Source organism: Sorangium sp. So ce426, assembly GCF_051475585.1.
Taxonomy (GTDB): domain Bacteria; phylum Myxococcota_A; class Polyangia; order Polyangiales; family Polyangiaceae; genus Sorangium; species Sorangium cellulosum_B.
Map to the genome: position 1 here is coordinate 11794948 of NZ_CP150341.1, position 17403 is coordinate 11812350.

Here is a 17403-nt window from a genome sequence, read left to right on the forward strand (position 1 = left end):
GTCGCGACAGCGGCGCTGTTCCTGGTGAGCCGGGCGTTCCCGCTCGACTGGGGCGCGCGCGCGACGGCCGAGGAGCTGACGTTCCTGGGGGTGCTCGTGCTCTGCATCGCCTGGGCGCTCGCCGCGCGTGACGGCGGGCGCCTCTGGTCGCGCCAGCTCGGGCTCGCCGGGCTCTTGCTGCTGCCGGTCCCCGCGCTCGCGGCGCGCTGGTCGGAGGCGGGGCTCTTCGGCGCGGGGCCGAAGCTCGGAGCCGTCGTCGCCGTCGACGTCGCGCTCCTGCTGGCGGCCGCGGCGCTCTGCGCCTCTGCCTGGGCGCTTCGCCGGGCGACCTCGCGACCCGAGGCGCGGCTCCTGATGGCGCGGCGTGCGCCGCCGGGCGAGGCGGCGGCTGGCCATGGCGCGCTCCGAGGAGCGAGAGCGCGGCGATGGCCAGCCGCCGCCTCGCCCGGCTCGACGCCGCGCTGCGCGTGCTCGCGGCGCTCGTCGGGACCCTGCCGCTCGCCGTCCTGGCGCGCGTGTGCCTCGCGCGGTTCGCGCCGCTCACGGACGGGCCTGTCAGCCCGCTTCCCGGGCCGTCCGTCCCGCCCCCTCGCGATCCGTCGCTACCGGCATCCCCCTGCACGATCTTTTGTGCACGGCGACAACCTCTTTGGTATGTTGCCGCTCCCTCGCCGCCGCGACGAGCGTCGGACGAGCCAGCGTTCTTTCTATCGTCATGCATCGAGGTCCGCGCTGCTCCTGCGCCGAGCACGGGGCGGGTGGACCATCCTGGATACCAGGAGAGGTGGCCGAGTGGCTGAAGGCACACGCTTGCTAAGCGTGCGATCGGGAAACTGATCCGCGGGTTCGAATCCCGCCCTCTCCGCCGCGAGAACGCTCAGCGCTACGCCCGTCGTGCGGCGGCCTGAGCACCGCGAACACAACGCGAGCAGAACGCGTGCACAACCAGACGACCCGCTGGCTGTGCAGGGCGCGCTCGAGCGCGCCGCCGCGGCGAGCAGCGCGTGGGCGGTCGTCGCGGCCTCACGCGGGCCTCACGCGGGCCTCACGCGGGCCTCACGCGGGACCGCGTGGCCCTCGCGGCCGCCGCGCTCAGGCCGCCCTGGTCCTCAGCACCCGCGACTGGAGGAACTGGTAGATCGTCTTGATCGCGTCGAACGAGCCGACCGCGCTCTCCTTGATCACCTCGTTCACCGTGCGCGAGCCGTTGACCGCGCCGAGCACGAGCTGCTCGATGCGCGTCAGCTTGCCGGAGCCCACGCCGTCGAGCGCGACCTGGTCGACGACCACCACCTGGTCGAAGTTGATCGTCCCCTCCATGAGCCGCCACTCGTCGACGCGCCGGAACCCCTCGAGGACCAGCGCGGACACCGGGAGGCCGAGGTGCGCCTGCTCGACCTCGGGGCGGAACGGCTCGCGCGTGAACGAGAAGCGCCCGTAGGGCCAGCGCAGCACCTCGTAGATGAGCTCGCTCGACTGCCGCTCCAGCACGGCGATGAGGTCGTCGTTCGTCGCGACGCCGGCCTCCACGAGCACCTGGCCGAGCAGGGCGTGCGGCCGCTTCGCGCGGAGCAGCGCCTCGAGCCGCTCCCGCGTCAGGAGCCCGCGCTCGATGAAGTAGCGGCCCAGCTTGAACTCGTCCGACGAGTTGCGCGCCTGCACCAGATCGATGAGCCCCTGGCGGAGCGAGATCGTGACCGACGCGCGGTTCGTGGTCACCCGCATCACGCCCGTCTGCCGCTGCATCTGGAGCAGCTGGAGGATCTCGGCGAGCGGGATCGCGGAGACGTCGCCGCTCATCACCTCCTTCGCGTCCGCGGGCGTGTCGTCGAGGTCGCGGAGCGTCAGGGTCAGCCTGGAGACGACCTCGCTCGTCATCACGCGGGCGACCGCCTGCATCACCGCGGCCTCGTTGACCCGCGCCTCGGGCGAGAGGCTCATGATCACCGGCGTCATCACCGTCGACAGCTGCTGCGCGAACTCCGCGCCGGCGCGCTGGCGCATGTTCCTGGCGAGGAGGCTCGGCCGCACGCTCTCGGCGATCGTGTCCTCGTCGGGCATCTTCGCGCCCTCGGGCACGGGCCGCGCGCGCCCCTCCGCCGCCTTCGAGAGCGCGCCCTCGATCACCGCGACCAGCGCGCGCGCGTCGAACGGCTTGGTGATCGCGTCGACGGCGCCTGTCTGCTGGACGAACTGCCCCCTGAGCTTGTCGCCCTTGGCGCTCATCAGGACGACGGGCACGTTGCGGTGCGACGGGTTCGAGCGGAGCTCCCGGCAGAAGGCGTAGCCGTTCATCCTCGGCATCACGAAATCGAGGAGGACGAGGTCGTACTTCGGCCCCTTCTTGACCAGCTCGATCCCCGCGAGCCCGTCGCGCGCCACGGTCGGGTCGAACCCATTGCGAGCGAGGATGGCGCTGACGACCTTCAGGATGGTCGGGCTGTCATCGACAACGAGGACTCGCGCCGGGGAGGCCATGGCGAAGGATACAGGCCCTACCCTACCAGAAGTGCGCGGCCTGCAAACATAAAGGCCAACGCGGACGGCCACGCGCGGCGAGGCAGAGCACACCGAGCGCGGTCGCGGCGGCGCGCGCGAGCGGCGAGGGGCCCGCCGCGCCGCCTCACCGCCGCCGCCGGAGGTGCATCAGCCCATCCCGCGCGCGCCCCCGGGCTGGCATCAGGCGCCGGCGCTGCCGGTGCCCGCCGCGCCTTGCCTGGTGTCCGCCCGGGTGTCCGCGGCCGCGACCGCCGTCTTCACGTGGAGCTCGGCGAGCTGCGCGGCGTCGACGATCACGGGCGCGCCCGTCATCTGATCGGTGCCCTGGTTGGTCTTCGGGAACGGGATGACGTCCCTGAGCGTCGGCGCGCCGCTGAGCAGCATCGCGAGCCGGTCCATGCCGAGCGCGATGCCGCCGTGCGGAGGCGCCCCGCTGCGGAGCGCGTCCAGGAGGAACCCGAACTTGTCGCGCGCGTCGCTCTCGTCGATGCCCAGCGTCTTGAAGACGCGCGCCTGCACCTCGGGATCGTGCAGCCGGATCGAGCCGCCGCCGATCTCGAACCCGTTCAGCACGAGATCGTAACGGTAACACTCCACGCGCGCCGGATCGCTCTCGAGCAGCGGGACGTGCTCGTCGATCGGCCGCGTGAACGCGTGGTGCGCGGCGGCCCAGCGCCCCGTGTCCTCGTCGAACTCGAACAGAGGTGGGTTCGTCACCCAGAGGAACCTCCACTGGTCCCCATGCCCGTACTCCGGGATGAGCCCCATCTTCTTCGCGACGTCGATGCGGAGCTTCGCCATCACGGTGTGCACGACGGCTTCCTTGCCGAACTGGAAGCAGAGGACGTCGCCCGGCTTGGCGCCGAGCGCCTCGTTCAGCTTCTGCCGGAGCTCCGGCGTGATCGACTTCGTGAGCGGCGACTGCGTCCACGAGCCGTCCTCGGCGAGCTTGGCGCGCGCGAGGCCGCGGAAGCCCTTCACGTCGCGGAGCCCTTTCTCCAGGTCCTCGGTCTGCTGGCGGGACAGGTTGGCGCTCGCCGGGATCACGAGCCCCTTCACGATCTCGGCGGGCAGGTCGCGCCGCAGCTTGCCCGACTTGAACTTCTCGGCGAGCTCGACCCAGAACGGCACCCCGCCGCCGTTGTGCTCGATGATGAGGTCCGTGAGGTCGGTGTGCTCGATCCCGAAGCGGAGGTCGGGCTTGTCGTTGCCGAAGCGGCGCATCGACTCGGCGTACGGCATGCGCGGGAAGCGGCCCGTCGGGTAGAGCTCGGTGAGGTCCTTGCCGAGGGCGGCCTTGAACACCGCGAAGACGAGCCCCTCCATCAGCCCGAAGACGTCGTCCTGGTTCACGAACGACAGCTCGACGTCGATCTGGGTGAACTCCGGCTGCCGGTCGATGCGCAGGTCCTCGTCCCGGAAGCACTTCACGATCTGGAAGTACCGGTCGAAGCCCGCGACCATGAAGAGCTGCTTGTAGAGCTGCGGGCTCTCGGCGAGCGCGTAGAACTTGCCGGCCGAGATCCTCGAGGGGACGAGGAAGTTGCGCGCCCCGCCCGGCGTGTACTTCACGAGGAAGGGCGTCTCGAGCTCGAGGCAGCCCTTGTCCGACAGGTAATTGCGCGTCGCCCGGTTGATCTCGTGGCGCATCCGCAGCGCCCGCTGGAGCGGGGCGCGGCGCAGGTCGAGGTACCGGTGCTGCAGGCGGATCTCCTCGCGCGTCTCGATCTCGTCCGCGATCTCGAACGGCGGCGTCTCCGCCCTGTTGAAGATCGTCGCCTCGGCGACCCAGACCTCGATGGCCCCCGTGTCGATCTTGTCGTTCACGTTGCCTTCGCGGCTCACCACGACGCCCCGGACGCCGATGACCCACTCGGACCGGGCGCGCTCCGCGGAGGCGTGCGCGTCGACGAGGTCCTTCTCCTCCGCCTTCAGGCCGTGCTTCCTGATCGCCTCGAGGTAGCTGCGATCGAAGACGATCTGCGTCACGCCGGTGCGGTCGCGGAGGTCGATGAAGATGCAGCCGCCGTGATCGCGGCGCCGCGCGACCCAGCCGAACAGCACGACCTCCTTGCCGATGTCCGCCTCGCGCAGATCGCCGCAGCGGTGCGTCCTCTTGAGCTCATCGATGAAACGGGACACGAGACGACCTCCGATTTTCCGTGGGAGGGGCGACTCTAGCCCAGGTCGCCGCTCACCGCCTCTCCGTATCCTCCGCGCCCCGCGCGCGGTTCGGCGGCGGATCGGCGCCGCGCGCGCCGCGCCGCCGCCGAACCGCGCGCGGCGCCGGGGTGCGCCGGAACTTGGCCCGGCCGCGGCCGATCTGGCATGGCCGCTCGGTGGGCTCCGGAGAGAAACGCTGCTGGCTCGATCGGTCGCTCGCCTTGCTGTCGGCCGCGCTGCCCTTCGGGCTGTCGCTGGCCCGCGCCGCCTCTTCCGGGCAATGGCGGGAAGATCTCACGGCCGTCCGGGATCTCGGCCTCGTCGCGGTCGGCGTGGGCGGCGGCCTGTCGACGGCGCTCTCCCAGGCGCTCAGCCTGCTCCCGCTGGGCTCCCGCACGTTCCGCACCGCCCTCGGATCGGCGCTCGCGCTCGCGCTCGCGTCGCACCTGCTCTACGGGATGGTGCGCCACCTCCTCCTGGAGTCCGCGCGGCCGGCGCCCCTCCCGGGGCTCTCGCTCTGGCGCAAGCTCCGCGGCGGCGCAGCCGAGCCGACCCCCGCCGGCGCGCGATCTACGCCCGCCGCGCCCGCCGCGCCGGACGCGCCCGGCGGCGCCGTGAGCCCGCGGCTCGCCTCGGTGCTCTCCGCGATCGCCGTCCTCACGGCGGCCCTGTCGCCGACCTGGCAGCGCGAGGCGACGGTCGGCGGCGGCGCCATGATCGCCACCTGCTGCGCGCTCGTGACGCTCGCGCTCGCGTCGACGTGCGCCGAGCAGGCGCGGCACGCCGGGCGCGCGTGGATCGCGCTCGGCGCGCTCCTCGGGGCGACGTTCGCCGAGAGCCCCCCCGCTGGCCTCGCCGCTCTCGCGGCGTCGTACGCGATGTTCCTCGCGCGCGGCGGCGCCCAGCGCGCGGGCGGGCGCCCCGACGAGGCCCCGGTCGGCGGCCCGCCCCGGCGCATGCTGGGCGCCGCCGCCGGCGCGGGGGCGCTCACGGCCGCGCTCCTGCTCGCGCCGCTCGTGCTCAGGCCGCTCGCGCCGCGCGCCTGGGCCGACATCGGCCGCGCGCTCACGGCCGGCAGCCTCGCCGCCCTCGACGTCGCGAGCGCCCGCACCACGGCGCTCGCCGCGTGGAGCCGCGAGATCGGCGTCGTCTCCCTGCTCATCGCCGCGGCAGGGCTCTCGCTCTCGCTCCTGCGCCCGCGCGCGCGGTGGCTCGTCGCGCCCTTCCTCGTCCTGCTCGCGCTCGACACGCTCCTGCCCGCGCGGGCCGCCGGCGTGCTCTCCGCGGATCCGCTCACCCCCCTGCGCTCGCTCGCTGTCGCGGCGATCGCCGTCGGCTCGGCGCTCGGCGCGCACGCCGCGGTGCGGGCGCTGCTCCACACGCGCGTGCCGTTCTCGCGGAGCGGCGCGGCGCTGCTCGTCGTCTTCCAGCTGACGCTCGTCGCGCTGACGAGCGAGGAGGCAGGCTTCGCCGCCGATCGGAGCGAGCAGACGGCCGCCGAGGTCTGGACGGACGAGGCGTACGGGAGCCTCGATCCCGGGTCCGCGATCCTCGTGCGATCCCCGGCGATCACGTGGCGGGTGTGGGCGGCGCGGATCACGCGCGGCGAGCGGCCGGATGTCCTCGTGGTCCCGATCCCGCTGCTCGATCGCGGCCACGTCGCCGGGAGCCTGCTCGCCGACGAGCGCAAGCTCGCGCCGCTCCTGCGCGACTTCGCGCTCGCGGGCGAGCCCGGCGAGTTCGCCCTCTCCACGCTGGCCGACGTCCGGCCGCTCCACGTGGAGCTCGATCCGCGCTGGTCGAAGAAGCTGCTCGCCCACCTGAACGTCGCCGGCATCTGGCTCGAGTACGCCCCGCAGCCGCTCGGCGCCTCGGATCGCAAGCTGGCGACGGCGCAGTCGATCGTGCCGCTCAGGCGCGTGCTGGAGTCGCTCTCGATCGCCGCGGTGCCGGACACGTCGACGGCGGCCGTCCTCGCGTCCACGATGCGAAGCCAGTCGGACGTCGTGAGCCTGCTCGGCGAGCGCGTCGTGGCGCAGTCGTTCCTCGACCGGCTGGGCGAGCTCGCGCCCCAGGATCCGTTCATCTCCGGCGGCCCGAGCCGCCGCGCCGTCGCCGGCATCCGGCAGGCGTTCATCGCGAAGCGACCTTTGCGCCGCCGTTGATGCGCTCCGCGCGTCTTCCCGCTCCCCGGCCGCGATCAGGGCGACGCGGCCAGCCCGCTCTCGCCCGCGGCGCGCGCTCGCCGCTCCGCCCCGCGCAGGGCCTTGACCCGCCGCTCGAAGTCGCGGCTGTCGTCCTCCGAGAGCGTCGCCCCGCCGAAGCGGGCGCGCAGGTAGACCTGCGTGAGCGTCAGGATCTCGCGCGCCAGCGGGTGCTCCGCGAACTCCAGCGCCTCGGCGTGGCGCAGCGGCGGCAGGCTGGGCGGGCGCGGCACGCCCTGGACGAGCATGGCGGCCTCCAGGCTCTCGTAGAGCGCCGTCGCCAGGATCGCGCTCGGGGTGCGCCCGGCGTCCGCGCGGCGCTCCTCGCGCCCGCGGCGCGTGCGGCGGAGGCGCCAGTAGAGCACGCCGCCGCCCAGCGCGAGCGCGACGGCGGCGACGGCGAGGATCCGCGGGCGCGACAGCGAGAGGTCGCTGCGCGATCCGGACCTCCGGTAGCGTGACGTCAGCGTCTGGAGCAGGCCCACCTGCTGGTTCAGGTCGTAGCCGACGACGTGCCTGTCCCAGCGCTGGCTCGTCGCCTCGATGAAATCGCGGAGGTACGCCCAGGCCCCGACCAGCTCGCTCTTTGGCGCCGCGTCGGCCGGCGGCGTCGGGTCGAACGTCATCCACCCCTCGCCGTCGAGGTACACCTCGACCCACGAGTGGGCGTCGCCCTGGCGCACCGCATAGAACCGGCCGAAGCGGTTGTAGGTGCCGCCGACGAAGCCGGTCACGTTGCGCGTCGGGACGTCCACCGCGCGCAGCAGGATGGCCATCGCGGTCGAGTAGAACTCGCAGTGCCCGCGCTTCGACTCGAACAGGAAATGATCGAGCGGCTGCGGGTCCGCGCCTGACGGCGACGCAAGGTCGTACCGGTACTCCGCGCGCAGGTGCTCCTGGATCGCCCGCGCCCGATCGGCCGGACGATCCACGCCTTGCGTCCACTGTTGCGCGAGATCGACGACGCGCGACGGCAGATCCCTCGGGAGCGCCAGGTAGCGCCTCCGCTCGGCGCCCGGGAGGCGCTGGAAGGTCGGCGCCCGCTTCCGCGACAGGAAGACGTCGTAGACCAGCCCGCGCTCGTCCGTGGGCTGGTACCTGAGCTCCCCCTCCGGCCCGCGGTGGGCCATCGTGCCTGGGTCGACCCCGAGCTGCCCGCGGTGCTTGAGCCGGAGCCCCGTCGCGTTCGGCGGGAGGAAGATCACGGGCGGATCGATCGGCTCGAGATCGATGCGCATCACCGGGTCGACCGCCGGGTCCGGGTACCGCTCGATCGGCACGAGCCCCCCGTCGCTCTCCGTGGGGCGCTTGAACGTCTCGCTCTGGGTCCAGGTGCGGCCGTCGTACGCGTCGAGCGCGGTGCCGCGCAGGTGCATGGTGAGGCGCGGGGGCGGCGGCTCCGGGAGCTCGGGGATCTCGACCCGCATCGCCAGCTTGGGGTCGCTGCGCAGCACGCCGACCGCGCCGAGGTCGACCTTGCCCGAGAAGCCGATCATCCGCCCGGTGTGGCCGCGGTTGAGCAGGAGCAGCGAGAGGCCGACGCGCGGGAAGATCACGAACAGGACCGCGGTGAAGGCGAAGATCGGGACCGAGAGCAGGCAGGTGACGGCCAGGAACGAGCGCCCGACGACCCGCCTCGAGCGCAGGATGCGCGGCACGTCCACGGGCAGGCCCGTCCTGTCGCGCGCCCCCTGCCGGTAGTTGCCCTCGACCTCGCGCCGCAGGTGGCTGAGCACGAGCGCGCCTGGGGCGACGACGAGCACCCCCAGGAAGCACAGCCCGTAGCCGATGCCGCCGCCGAGGACGGTCCCGGCGATGAGGTGCAGCAGCGCGAGCACGATGACCTGCTGGTCGTGCGCCGCCCCTTTGCGCGTCGCGAGCCGGATGATCTGCAGCGCGGCGGCGAACTCCACGAGCACGTCGAGCACGCTCGCGTCGGTGGCGACGATGCGGACCACCTGGACGGCGATGACGGCCAGCAGGATGCCCGTGTCGAGGTGGCGCAGCGCCGGGTGCCGCTGCCACGACTCGCGCACGACGAGCGCGAGCCCGAGGCAGATGAGGATCGCCCAGCTCACGTAGCGGTTGAACTGCCCGCTCGCGACGAGGGCGATGACGCCGAGCGCCGCGAGCGCGTCGGTCATCACCCGGTGCACCATCCCGAACCTCACGACGCGCTCCTCGGCGCGCCGGCGCGGCGCTCACCGCTGCCCGGGCTCGGGCTCGATCCCTGGCGCAGCGGCGCGCGGGCGCCGCGCTCGGGCGCCCGGCCGTCGTCGACCGCATCGAGCAGCGCCAGGAAGCGGAGGATCGCGTCGGAGCCGATGTTGCGATCGCCGCGCACCCGCTCGCCCAGCGTCGTCGCGACGACCACGGCGTCGCCGCGCTTGATGTGGGCGACGGCGCGCGACGCCGCCTCGCGGATCCTGCGCTCGAAGGCCGGCGCGAACGCGTCGCCCTCCCCGGCGGGGCGCACCGTGTCGATGACGATCTGCACGTCCGGCCGCGTCTCGCGGGTGCGCTCGCGCAGCACCAGCTGATCGCGCATCGTGCTCTTCTTCCAGTAGATGTCGCGCGGATCGTCCCCCTCGCGCATCGGCCGGAGGCCGAAGGTCTCGTCGCCGCCCCCGCGCCCGCTGAGGCTCGCGCCGCCCTCGCGCCGGCCCGCGTCCTCGACGGGGAGCCGGACCGGATCGACAGCGGGGTAGATGATGAGGTCGCCCTCGGCCTCGACCTCCCTCGATTTCTCGAACAGCCCGAAGGGAAAGCGGGTCGCGATGCGGAACCCGGTGTGCCGGTCGCGGCCGCGCCTCGCCGGCGTCCGCCGGTAGGCGGCCACCTGCGCGCTGGAGGGGCTGATCTTCAGGAAGAAGCAGCGCTTGTCGGCCGGCTGGCCGGCGCGCAGATCCTCGACCTCGATCGCGTACGACGGCACGCGCTTCTTGTGGTTGTAGACCTCGATCTCGACGAGGTGAGCCCGGCCCACCTGGGCGCGGGCCGGGAGCCGCCGGGTCACCGTGAGGTGCTGCAGCGACAGGTCGCTCATCACGCCGGAGACGACGATCAGCGACAGCAGCATCCCGAGCAGCAGGTAGAGGAGGTTGTTGCCCGTGTTGATCGCCGCGAAGCCGACGCCCAGCGTGATCCCGAGGTAGTACTTTCCTTCCCGGGTGAACTTGAGCTTCCGGGGCGGCCTCAGGAAGAGCAGGACCCTCGTCCAGAACGACGCGTTGTCCCCGCGCGGGGGCAGCAGCGGGCGCTGCTCGACAAGCGGTCTTTCGCGCCTCGGCTTGCTCGGCCGGACGGCGCTCCGCGCCGCTGCGCCGGCGCGCTCGGCGCCGCGGGAGCTGCCGCTGAGAGATCCCCGCTCCCTGTCCTCTGCGCCCATCGCCCACCCCTCAGAGGGGGACCGGCACCCGCGCCACGAGGTCGCGCACCGCCGCCTCACACTCGTCGCGGGTCGGCATGTAGCCCTCCGCGTGGGCCGAGAGCCGGACCCGGTGCGCCAGCACGGCCACCGCAAGGTTGTGGATGTCGTCCGCGATACAGTACGAGCGTCCGTAGAGGACCGCGCGCCCCCGGGCCGCGCGCGCCAGGTTCATGCCGGCGCGCGGCGATGCGCCCAGCGAGAGGGTCGGGCTCGACCGCGTGGCCGTGAGCACCGCCTGGAGGTAGGTCGCGAGCGACGAGTCGAGCTCGACGCGATCGACCTCGCGCTGCAGGGCGACGAGCTGGGCCGGATCGATGATCTGCGGCACGTTCCGCGCCCGGTCGGGCTCGCCGCCCTGGAGGAGCAGCCGCATCTCCACCTGCGGCGGCGGGTACCCGATCCGGATCCGCACCATGAACCGGTCGAGCTGCGACTCCGGCAGCGGGAACGTGCCCGCGAAATCCTGCGGGTTCTGGGTCGCGAGCACGAAGAAGGGGTACGGCAGCGGCGTCGCCGTCCCCTCGATGGACACCTGCCCCTCGTTCATCGCCTCGAGCAGCGCCGACTGCGTCCGGGGGCTCGCCCGGTTGATCTCGTCGGCGAGCAGCACGTTCGCGAAGATCGGCCCCTGCCGGAAGACGAACTGCCCGAGCCGCTGGTCGAAGACGCTGACCCCGAGCACGTCGCTCGGCAGGAGATCGCTGGTGAACTGAACGCGACGGAGCTCGCCCCCCACGGCCTTGGCCAGCGCTCGGGCCAGCGTCGTCTTGCCGACGCCGGGCACGTCCTCGATGAGGACATGGCCCCGGGCGAGCAGCGCGATGAGCGCCAGCTCGACCGCCTCTGGCTTCCCTTCGAGGGCCTGCTCCACGGCAGAGCGAAGCTTCAGGAGCAGAGGCGAAGCTTCACGCGCGACCGAGAGCGCTGATGTCATCGGGGGCGATGGTAGCACGAGGTCACGGCGCGCCTGCGGGGATGCGCATTTCGCGTTCCACTTGCGTTCCACGAGCCGGGCTGGCGGGTGCGAAGGCAGATTCGCGACCTCGCGGCGTGGCCGCCGGCCCGGGTGCGCTGCGCCACGTTCTTCCCGGTTCGTGGCCTGGCGGGGCTTCGGCGCCGCTGCTGGCGCTCGGTTTCGCCGGTTTCGTCGGTCTCGGGCGCCGGCGCCCCGTGCTTTTAACTTGCCGCGGAATGGCCGGGACCTGGGCGCCCGGGTATGCTCCGCGCGCCGTGACCGCCTCGGGGCCTTTTTTTCGCAACAGTGCCGCAGGCTTCCCTGAACAGGAGGCGCCCGGCGCCGAGGCTCGCCCGGATGCGGGTGCGCCGGACGCGCCGGCGTCTGCCGAGCAGGGCGGCTCGCCCGCTCCGGTGAGCTCCGTCCCCGCCGGCAAGCCTCCGTCGTCGCGGCCGCGGAGCGCCGGCGTGCCGAGCTCCCGTCCGCCGGAGAGCGGGCCCCCCTCGGGCGGCTTGATAGCGCAGCCGCCCCTGTTGCCCGACTCGCCGAGGGGGACGCTGCTCTGGCGTGTGCGCGGGATGGTCCGCGCGATGCGGCCCCACCAGTGGGTGAAGAACCTCTTCGTCCTCGCCCCCGTGGTGTTCGCCAAGCACCTGACCCACCCCTCGATCATCATGAGCGCGATCGGGGCCTTCGCGATCTTCTGCCTGCTCGCCGGCGCCGTCTACATCCTGAACGACATCGTCGACGTCGAGGCCGATCGGGTCCACCCGGTCAAGCGCTTCCGGCCGATCGCCTCGGGCCGCGTGCCCATCCCGGTCGCCAAGGCGATGGCGGTCGGCCTCGCGGTCATCGCGCTCGGCGCGAGCCTGCTCGGCCCGCCGCTCTTCGCGGTCGTCGCCGCCAGCTACTACGTCCTCAATGTCGCCTACTCGTTCCGGCTCAAGAAGATCGCCTACCTCGACGTCGGCTGCATCGCGATCTTCTTCGTGCTGCGCGTGCTCGCGGGCGGCTTCGCGACGAGGACGCCGCTCTCCGGCTTCATGATCGCCTGCACCGCGCTGCTCGCGCTCTTCCTCGGCTTCGGCAAGCGCCGCCACGAGCTCGCCTCGGTCAACGCCTCGAAGCAGCGCGCGGCGCTCGACGGCTACTCGCCTTCCGCCCTGACGGCGGCGCTCGCCGTGACGGGCCTCGCCACCTTCGCCACCTACCTGGCGTACACGCTCGACCACGACACGCAGCGGTTCTTCCAGAACCCGTACCTCTGGCTCACGGCGATTCACCCGCTCTTCGGCGGGATCCGGTTCCTCCAGCTCGTGGCCGGAAGCGCGAGGTCGGAGAGCCCCACCCAGGAGATCCTCCGGGATACGCCCTTCGTCCTGAACGTCGTCATGTGGTCGGCCGAGGTGCTGGTGATCGTGTACCGCCTGAGGCCGTCCTGATGCTCGGCGCCGGACCGGAGCTCGCCCGGCCGGGGGCGGCCCCTGCCGGCGCCAAGCCCACCGCGAAGAGCGATGCGCTGACCGATCTCGCGCTGACGATGCCGATCTTCGTCCTCTATCACCTCGGCGTCGCCTTCCTCCCCATCCGCAACGCGGCGGATCCGGTCACCGCCGAGCTCCGCGCGCTGGCCAAGCACAGCCTGCCGCTCTACGCGGGCCTCACCGTCGCCGTCGGGGCCGCGTTCGTCCTCGTCCTTTCCATCCTCGGCCGCGGCCACGCCCTCCAGACGAGGCGCTTCGCGCTGCTCGCCGCCGAGGGCGCGCTCTACGCCATCCTGATGCGCTTCGCCGGCGCCTACGTCGTCGGCTCCCTCCGGCTCGGCCCGCCCGCCGCGTCGAACGACATCTTCACCGGGGTCGTGATGTCGCTCGGCGCGGGCTTCTACGAGGAGATCGCCTTCCGCGTCGGCCTCTACGGGCTGGGCGCGCTCGGGATCAAGTTCTTCTTCGGCAGGGGGGTCCAGGGGGTGGTCCTGATGGTCGGCTGGGCGGTCGTGGCCGCCGCCGTCTTCTCCGGCTGGCACTATGTCGGGTCGCTGGGTGATCCCTGGAACCTCCCCTCCTTCGTGTTCCGCATGGTGTGCGGGCTCGTCCTCACGGCGATCTACGTCTTCCGCGGCTTCGCGCCGGCCGTCTGGACCCACGCGCTCTACGACGTCTGGGTCCTCGTGCTCCGCTGAGCCCGAGGCCGCCCCGAGCGCGGGGGCGAGCGCGCGCCGGGCGCGGGAACGAGGCACATCGCGATCGGCGGCCGTTTGGCGCTATGCTTTGCGCCTCGACGCATGCGGCTACCTCCCTTCCCGAAGCTCGCTCTCAAGCTGGTCCGGACGATCCCCTCGCTCGACGGCCCTGGTTTCCTCAACGTGCGACGCCAGGTGTTCCGCGTCGAGTTCCCGGACGGCTCGCTGAGCGACCCGTTCACCTACGACAGCGTCGATCGCGCGCGCCTCGACGCGGTGGTGATCGCCCCGCACTACCGCGGCGCGGACGGGCGCCGTCACGTCTTCCTCCGCTCGGCGTTCCGGCCTCCGGCCGCGACCCGCCCGCCCGAGGCGTGGCCCATCCCGGAGGCGCCGACGCTCGGCGCGATCTGGGAGCTGCCCGCCGGGCTCGTCGAGCTCGACGAGCGGAGCCCGGAGGGCCTGAAGCGCTCCGCCGCGCGCGAGCTGCTCGAGGAGGTCGGCTTCGACGTGCCTCCGTCGGACCTCCACCCGCTCGGCCCGTCGACGTTCCCGGCGCCGGGCATGGTGGGCGAGCGGCACTTCTTCTTTCATGTCGAGGTCGACCCGGCTCGCCAGGGGACGCCGCTCGAGGACGGCTCCCCCCTCGAGCGGTTCGCGGCCATCGCGGCGGTCCCGCTCGACGAGGCGATCGAGCTCACCCGGCGCGGCGTGATCGAGGACGCGAAGACGGAGGTGGCGCTCCGGCGCCTCGCGGAGCTCTGATGGCGGAACGATCCCCCGCGCCCGCGCCGCGGCGTCCGCCCCGCGTCGCGCTCGTCGTGAAGCGCTCCGCCTGGAAGATCTACCGCGAGGAGCGGAAGGACCCGCGCATCACGCGGCTCATCGAGGCTGGCGACTCCGCTGTCGCGCGCCTCAAGGCGTCGCACGACGCGCACGAGCAGACCGTGCGCGAGGTCAAGGCGGCGCTCGACGACCTCGGGGTGCAGATCGACGTCGTCGCCAGCGCGGCGCAGTCCTTCGACGCGGGCGAGCTCGACCTCGTGATCACGGTCGGCGGCGACGGCACGCTCCTCAGCGCGTCCCACAACGTCGGCGACGTGCCGATCCTCGGCATCAACAGCGCGCCGGGCCACTCCGTCGGCTTCTTCTGCGGCGCGACGAGCCGCGACGCGGCCGACGCGATCGCGGGGGCGCTGAGCGGCTCGCTCCGCAGCACCGTGCTCACCCGCATGCAGGTCACGGTGAACGACAAGCTCGCCACGGGGCGCGTCCTGAACGACGCGCTCTTCTGCCACGTCTCCCCCGCGGCCACGTCGCGTTACGTGCTCCGGCTCGGCCGGGCCGAGGAGGAGCAGAAGTCGAGCGGCTTCTGGATCGGCCCTGCGGCCGGGTCCACGGCCGCGCAGCGCTCCGCGGGCGGGCGAGTCCTGCCGCTCACGTCGAAGCGGCTCCAGCTCGTCGTCCGCGAGCCCTACACCCCCCACGGCGAGGAGTACCGCCTCCGCCACGCCCTGATCCAGCCGGGCGCCTCGCTCGTCGTGCGCAGCAAGACGCACGACGCGAAGCTCTTCTTCGACGGGCCGATCCACTCGGTCAGCGTCGGCTTCGGCGACGTCATCGAGTTCACGCAGGCGCCCCAGTCGCTGACGATCCTGGGCCTCTCCGCCAAGAGGAAGTGGGGCGCGGGCTCGGCGGCGAGCCGCCGCTAGGGCCGCCCGGGCGACCAGGATCGCCTTCAACGGAAGGGGTTCGGGTGATCTCCTACGTCGAGCGCCCGGCGTGCAACCTCCCTCGCGGCGGGCGCGCGAGGCCTGAAGAAGGGTCTATTTGAGCTGTTTTCCCGCGGATTTGACGGCCCGCCCCAGGGCCCCCCGGCCCTCCTCCCGGCGGAGCGGCGCGCCCCCCGGGGCATGAAACCCCTTCTTTTGTAGCTCCGATCGACGATTCGACACTGGATCTGCGGCGGCCGTTGTGGTTCCTTTGGCCCGCAAGAGGGCACAAACCTCAGGAGGAATGAACATGGCGGCCAAGAAGGCGGATGGGAAGAAGAGCACGTCGCTCAGCAAGAGCGCGCTGATCAACGCGGTGGTCGAGGCCAACGAGAACGAGATCTCGCGCAAGCAGGTCAAGGCGATCCTCGAGTCGCTGACCGACATCGCGTACAAGGAGCTCAAGAAGAACGGCATCTTCACGATGCCCGGCTTCGCGAAGTTCCGCGTCGTCAAGAAGCCCGCGACGAAGGCGCGCGAGGGGATCAACCCCTTCACGAAGCAGCCGATGACGTTCGCGGCCAAGCCGGCCAGCAAGTCGGTCCGCGCCCGCCCCATCAAGGCGATCAAGGACTCGCTCTCCTGAGCCTGCCCGGCTCGCCGGAGGGCTCCGCTGCGCGGCGGAGGTCCGCGGCGGCCCCCTCGCCCGGATTCACCCGTCGCTGAAGGGCGAGGGCGAGGGCGAGCACCGCTGGCCCCGCGCGGCCCCTGCGGTAGCATGGTGCGGCTGCTTTGCCGCACATGACGCTCGCCGTCCGACTCTTCCGCGCGCTGCTCGCGTTCTCGGTCATCCTGACGAGCTACCTCATTCAATTGGGGCTCGTGCGGGTGTTCGCGAGGCGCCTCGGGCGCGGCTCGCCCGCGGGTGAGCCGCCTCGCTGGCTCGTCGCGCGCCGCGCCCGCGTCGATCAGAACAACGCCCGGCGCCTGCTGCGCGTCATGCTCCAGCTGCGGGGCGTCTTCATCAAGCTCGGCCAGGTGCTGTCCATCATGGGCGGCTTCTTGCCTCGCGCTTACGGCAAGGAGCTCGAGCAGCTCCAGGACCAGGTGCCGCCGCACCCGTTCAGCGATCTCGAGGCCGCGCTGCGCGCGAGCTTCGGCCGCTCCGCGGGCGAGCTGTTCGCGTCGATCGAGCGCGCGCCGCTCGCGGCCGCGTCGCTGGGGCAGGTCCACGTCGCGCGCCTCCGCGACGGCCGCAAGGTCGCGGTCAAGTTCCTCTACCCCGGCATCCGCGGGATCATCGCCGTCGACCTGCGCGTCCTGCGCCTCGCGATCCTCGTCTACAAGCGGTTCGTCCCGGTGGGGCACATCGAGCGGGTGCACGAGTCGCTGGTCGATCTGCTCCGCCGGGAGACCGACTACCTGCACGAGGCCGCGTGCATGGAGCGGATGGCGCAGAACTTCGAGGGGGACGCGGGCATCGCGTTCCCGGAGGTCATCCACGAGCTCACGACGCGCGACGTGCTCACGATGACCTTCATGGAAGGCATCAAGATCACCCGCCTCGACGCGCTCCGGAGCGCGGGCGTCGATCCCTCGGACGTCGCGCTCAGGCTCGTGCAGGCCTTCTACAAGATGCTCTTCGCGGATCGCTTCTTCCACGCCGATCCGCACCCGGGGAACTTCCTTGTCGCCGCGCGGCCCGCGGAGGAGGGCGGCGGCTTTCGCCTCGTCGTCCTCGACTTCGGCGCGAGCTGCGAGGCCCGGGACGAGCTCATCGACGGGCTGCTCGACATCCTGAAGGGCATCTTCGCGCAGGACGACGCGGCCGTCGTGCGCGGCTTCCGGAGGATGGGCTTCGTCGCGCCCGGGGGCAACGACGCGCTCCTCGAGAGGACCGTGAAGACCTACTTCGCGAAGCTGCTCAAGATCCGGGATCGCACGCCGGCGGCGCTGATGCGCGCCCGCCCCGAGCAGCTGGAGCGGCTCGCGGACCCCGAGCTGGAGCGCGGTGAGCTCCAGGAGCTGATGCGGTCGTTCGAGTACCCGGAGGACTGGTTCTATGTCGAGCGCGCTTGCGTGCTCCTCTTCTGGCTGGCCGCCCAGATCGATCCTCACCTCGATACGATGGCGGCCGGCTTCCCGTACCTGATGCCGCTGATGGCGCAGCGCGAGGCCAAGACCGGCTCCGGCTCCGACGGGTCGGACCCGGCGGCGCGCCGCTCGCCCGCGGAGTGAGCCGAGGCCCTCACCACGCT

12 protein-coding genes and 1 tRNA gene are annotated in these 17403 nt (G+C 72.4%); 8 read left to right on the forward strand and 5 right to left on the reverse strand.

The window, feature by feature from the left end; translation table 11 throughout:
* Nucleotides 1-778: 778 nt before the first annotated feature.
* Nucleotides 779-865, forward strand: a tRNA-Ser gene (locus tag WMF44_RS44280).
* A 227-nt stretch (nt 866-1092) separates the two neighbouring features.
* Here WMF44_RS44280 and WMF44_RS44285 read toward each other — a convergent pair.
* Complete coding sequence (locus WMF44_RS44285; RefSeq protein WP_437296071.1) at nt 1093-2478, reverse strand: DUF4388 domain-containing protein; 1386 nt, start codon at nt 2476-2478, stop codon at nt 1093-1095.
* 201 nt (nt 2479-2679) lie between these two features.
* Nucleotides 2680-4641, reverse strand: a complete 1962-nt coding sequence (gene aspS, locus WMF44_RS44290; protein ID WP_437296072.1) for an aspartate--tRNA ligase — start codon at nt 4639-4641, stop codon at nt 2680-2682.
* A 197-nt stretch (nt 4642-4838) separates the two neighbouring features.
* On the opposite strand from aspS, the gene WMF44_RS44295 reads away from it, so the two are divergent.
* Nucleotides 4839-6827: a hypothetical protein gene (locus WMF44_RS44295; RefSeq protein ID WP_437296073.1), complete on the forward strand. Its 1989-nt coding sequence runs from the start codon at nt 4839-4841 to the stop codon at nt 6825-6827.
* Nucleotides 6828-6862: 35 nt separating this feature from the next.
* On the opposite strand, the gene WMF44_RS44300 is transcribed toward WMF44_RS44295, so the two are convergent.
* The 3 genes from WMF44_RS44300 to WMF44_RS44310 are packed head-to-tail and all read right to left on the reverse strand — an operon-like array spanning nt 6863 to nt 11230.
* A complete protein-coding gene (locus WMF44_RS44300) occupies nt 6863-9037 on the reverse strand; it encodes a transglutaminaseTgpA domain-containing protein (RefSeq protein WP_437296074.1) in 2175 nt (724 codons plus the stop codon).
* Nucleotides 9034-10254 carry a DUF58 domain-containing protein gene (locus WMF44_RS44305; RefSeq protein ID WP_437296075.1) on the reverse strand — a complete coding sequence of 407 codons (1221 nt, stop codon included), beginning with the start codon at nt 10252-10254 and terminating at the stop codon, nt 9034-9036. The genes WMF44_RS44300 and WMF44_RS44305 overlap by 4 nt, the downstream gene beginning before the upstream one ends.
* A 10-nt stretch (nt 10255-10264) precedes the next feature.
* Complete coding sequence (locus tag WMF44_RS44310; RefSeq protein WP_044967114.1) at nt 10265-11230, reverse strand: AAA family ATPase; 966 nt, start codon at nt 11228-11230, stop codon at nt 10265-10267.
* A 488-nt stretch (nt 11231-11718) separates the two neighbouring features.
* Here WMF44_RS44310 and WMF44_RS44315 point away from each other — a divergent pair, with 488 nt between their 5' ends.
* The 6 genes from WMF44_RS44315 to WMF44_RS44340 all read left to right on the forward strand — a co-directional run bounded on the left by WMF44_RS44315 (nt 11719) and on the right by WMF44_RS44340 (nt 17383).
* Complete coding sequence (locus WMF44_RS44315) at nt 11719-12693, forward strand: decaprenyl-phosphate phosphoribosyltransferase (protein WP_437296076.1); 975 nt, start codon at nt 11719-11721, stop codon at nt 12691-12693.
* Entirely contained in the window at nt 12693-13433 is a 741-nt protein-coding gene (locus WMF44_RS44320) for a CPBP family glutamic-type intramembrane protease (RefSeq protein WP_437296077.1), read from the forward strand. The genes WMF44_RS44315 and WMF44_RS44320 overlap by 1 nt, the downstream gene beginning before the upstream one ends.
* 102 nt (nt 13434-13535) lie before the next feature.
* A complete protein-coding gene (locus tag WMF44_RS44325) occupies nt 13536-14198 on the forward strand; it encodes an NUDIX hydrolase (RefSeq protein ID WP_437296078.1) in 663 nt (220 codons plus the stop codon).
* Nucleotides 14198-15145, forward strand: a complete 948-nt coding sequence (locus tag WMF44_RS44330; RefSeq protein ID WP_437296079.1) for an NAD(+)/NADH kinase — start codon at nt 14198-14200, stop codon at nt 15143-15145. The genes WMF44_RS44325 and WMF44_RS44330 overlap by 1 nt, the downstream gene beginning before the upstream one ends.
* Nucleotides 15146-15455: 310 nt before the next feature.
* Complete coding sequence (locus tag WMF44_RS44335; protein ID WP_012240887.1) at nt 15456-15791, forward strand: HU family DNA-binding protein; 336 nt, start codon at nt 15456-15458, stop codon at nt 15789-15791.
* A 155-nt stretch (nt 15792-15946) separates the two neighbouring features.
* Nucleotides 15947-17383, forward strand: a complete 1437-nt coding sequence (locus WMF44_RS44340; RefSeq protein WP_437296080.1) for an ABC1 kinase family protein — start codon at nt 15947-15949, stop codon at nt 17381-17383.
* Nucleotides 17384-17403: the final 20 nt, after the last annotated feature.

What these genes read in the sequence shown, in the direction of transcription:
- WMF44_RS44285 (WP_437296071.1), bottom strand. Translation starts at nt 2,478, where the DNA reads ATGGCCTCCCCGGCGCGAGTCCTCGTTGTCGATGACAGCCCGACCATC.
- WMF44_RS44305 (WP_437296075.1), bottom strand. Translation starts at nt 10,254, where the DNA reads ATGGGCGCAGAGGACAGGGAGCGGGGATCTCTCAGCGGCAGCTCCCGC.
- WMF44_RS44310 (WP_044967114.1), bottom strand. Translation starts at nt 11,230, where the DNA reads ATGACATCAGCGCTCTCGGTCGCGCGTGAAGCTTCGCCTCTGCTCCTG.
- WMF44_RS44320 (WP_437296077.1), top strand. Translation starts at nt 12,693, where the DNA reads ATGCTCGGCGCCGGACCGGAGCTCGCCCGGCCGGGGGCGGCCCCTGCC.
- WMF44_RS44325 (WP_437296078.1), top strand. Translation starts at nt 13,536, where the DNA reads ATGCGGCTACCTCCCTTCCCGAAGCTCGCTCTCAAGCTGGTCCGGACG.
- WMF44_RS44330 (WP_437296079.1), top strand. Translation starts at nt 14,198, where the DNA reads ATGGCGGAACGATCCCCCGCGCCCGCGCCGCGGCGTCCGCCCCGCGTC.
- WMF44_RS44335 (WP_012240887.1), top strand. Translation starts at nt 15,456, where the DNA reads ATGGCGGCCAAGAAGGCGGATGGGAAGAAGAGCACGTCGCTCAGCAAG.
- WMF44_RS44340 (WP_437296080.1), top strand. Translation starts at nt 15,947, where the DNA reads ATGACGCTCGCCGTCCGACTCTTCCGCGCGCTGCTCGCGTTCTCGGTC.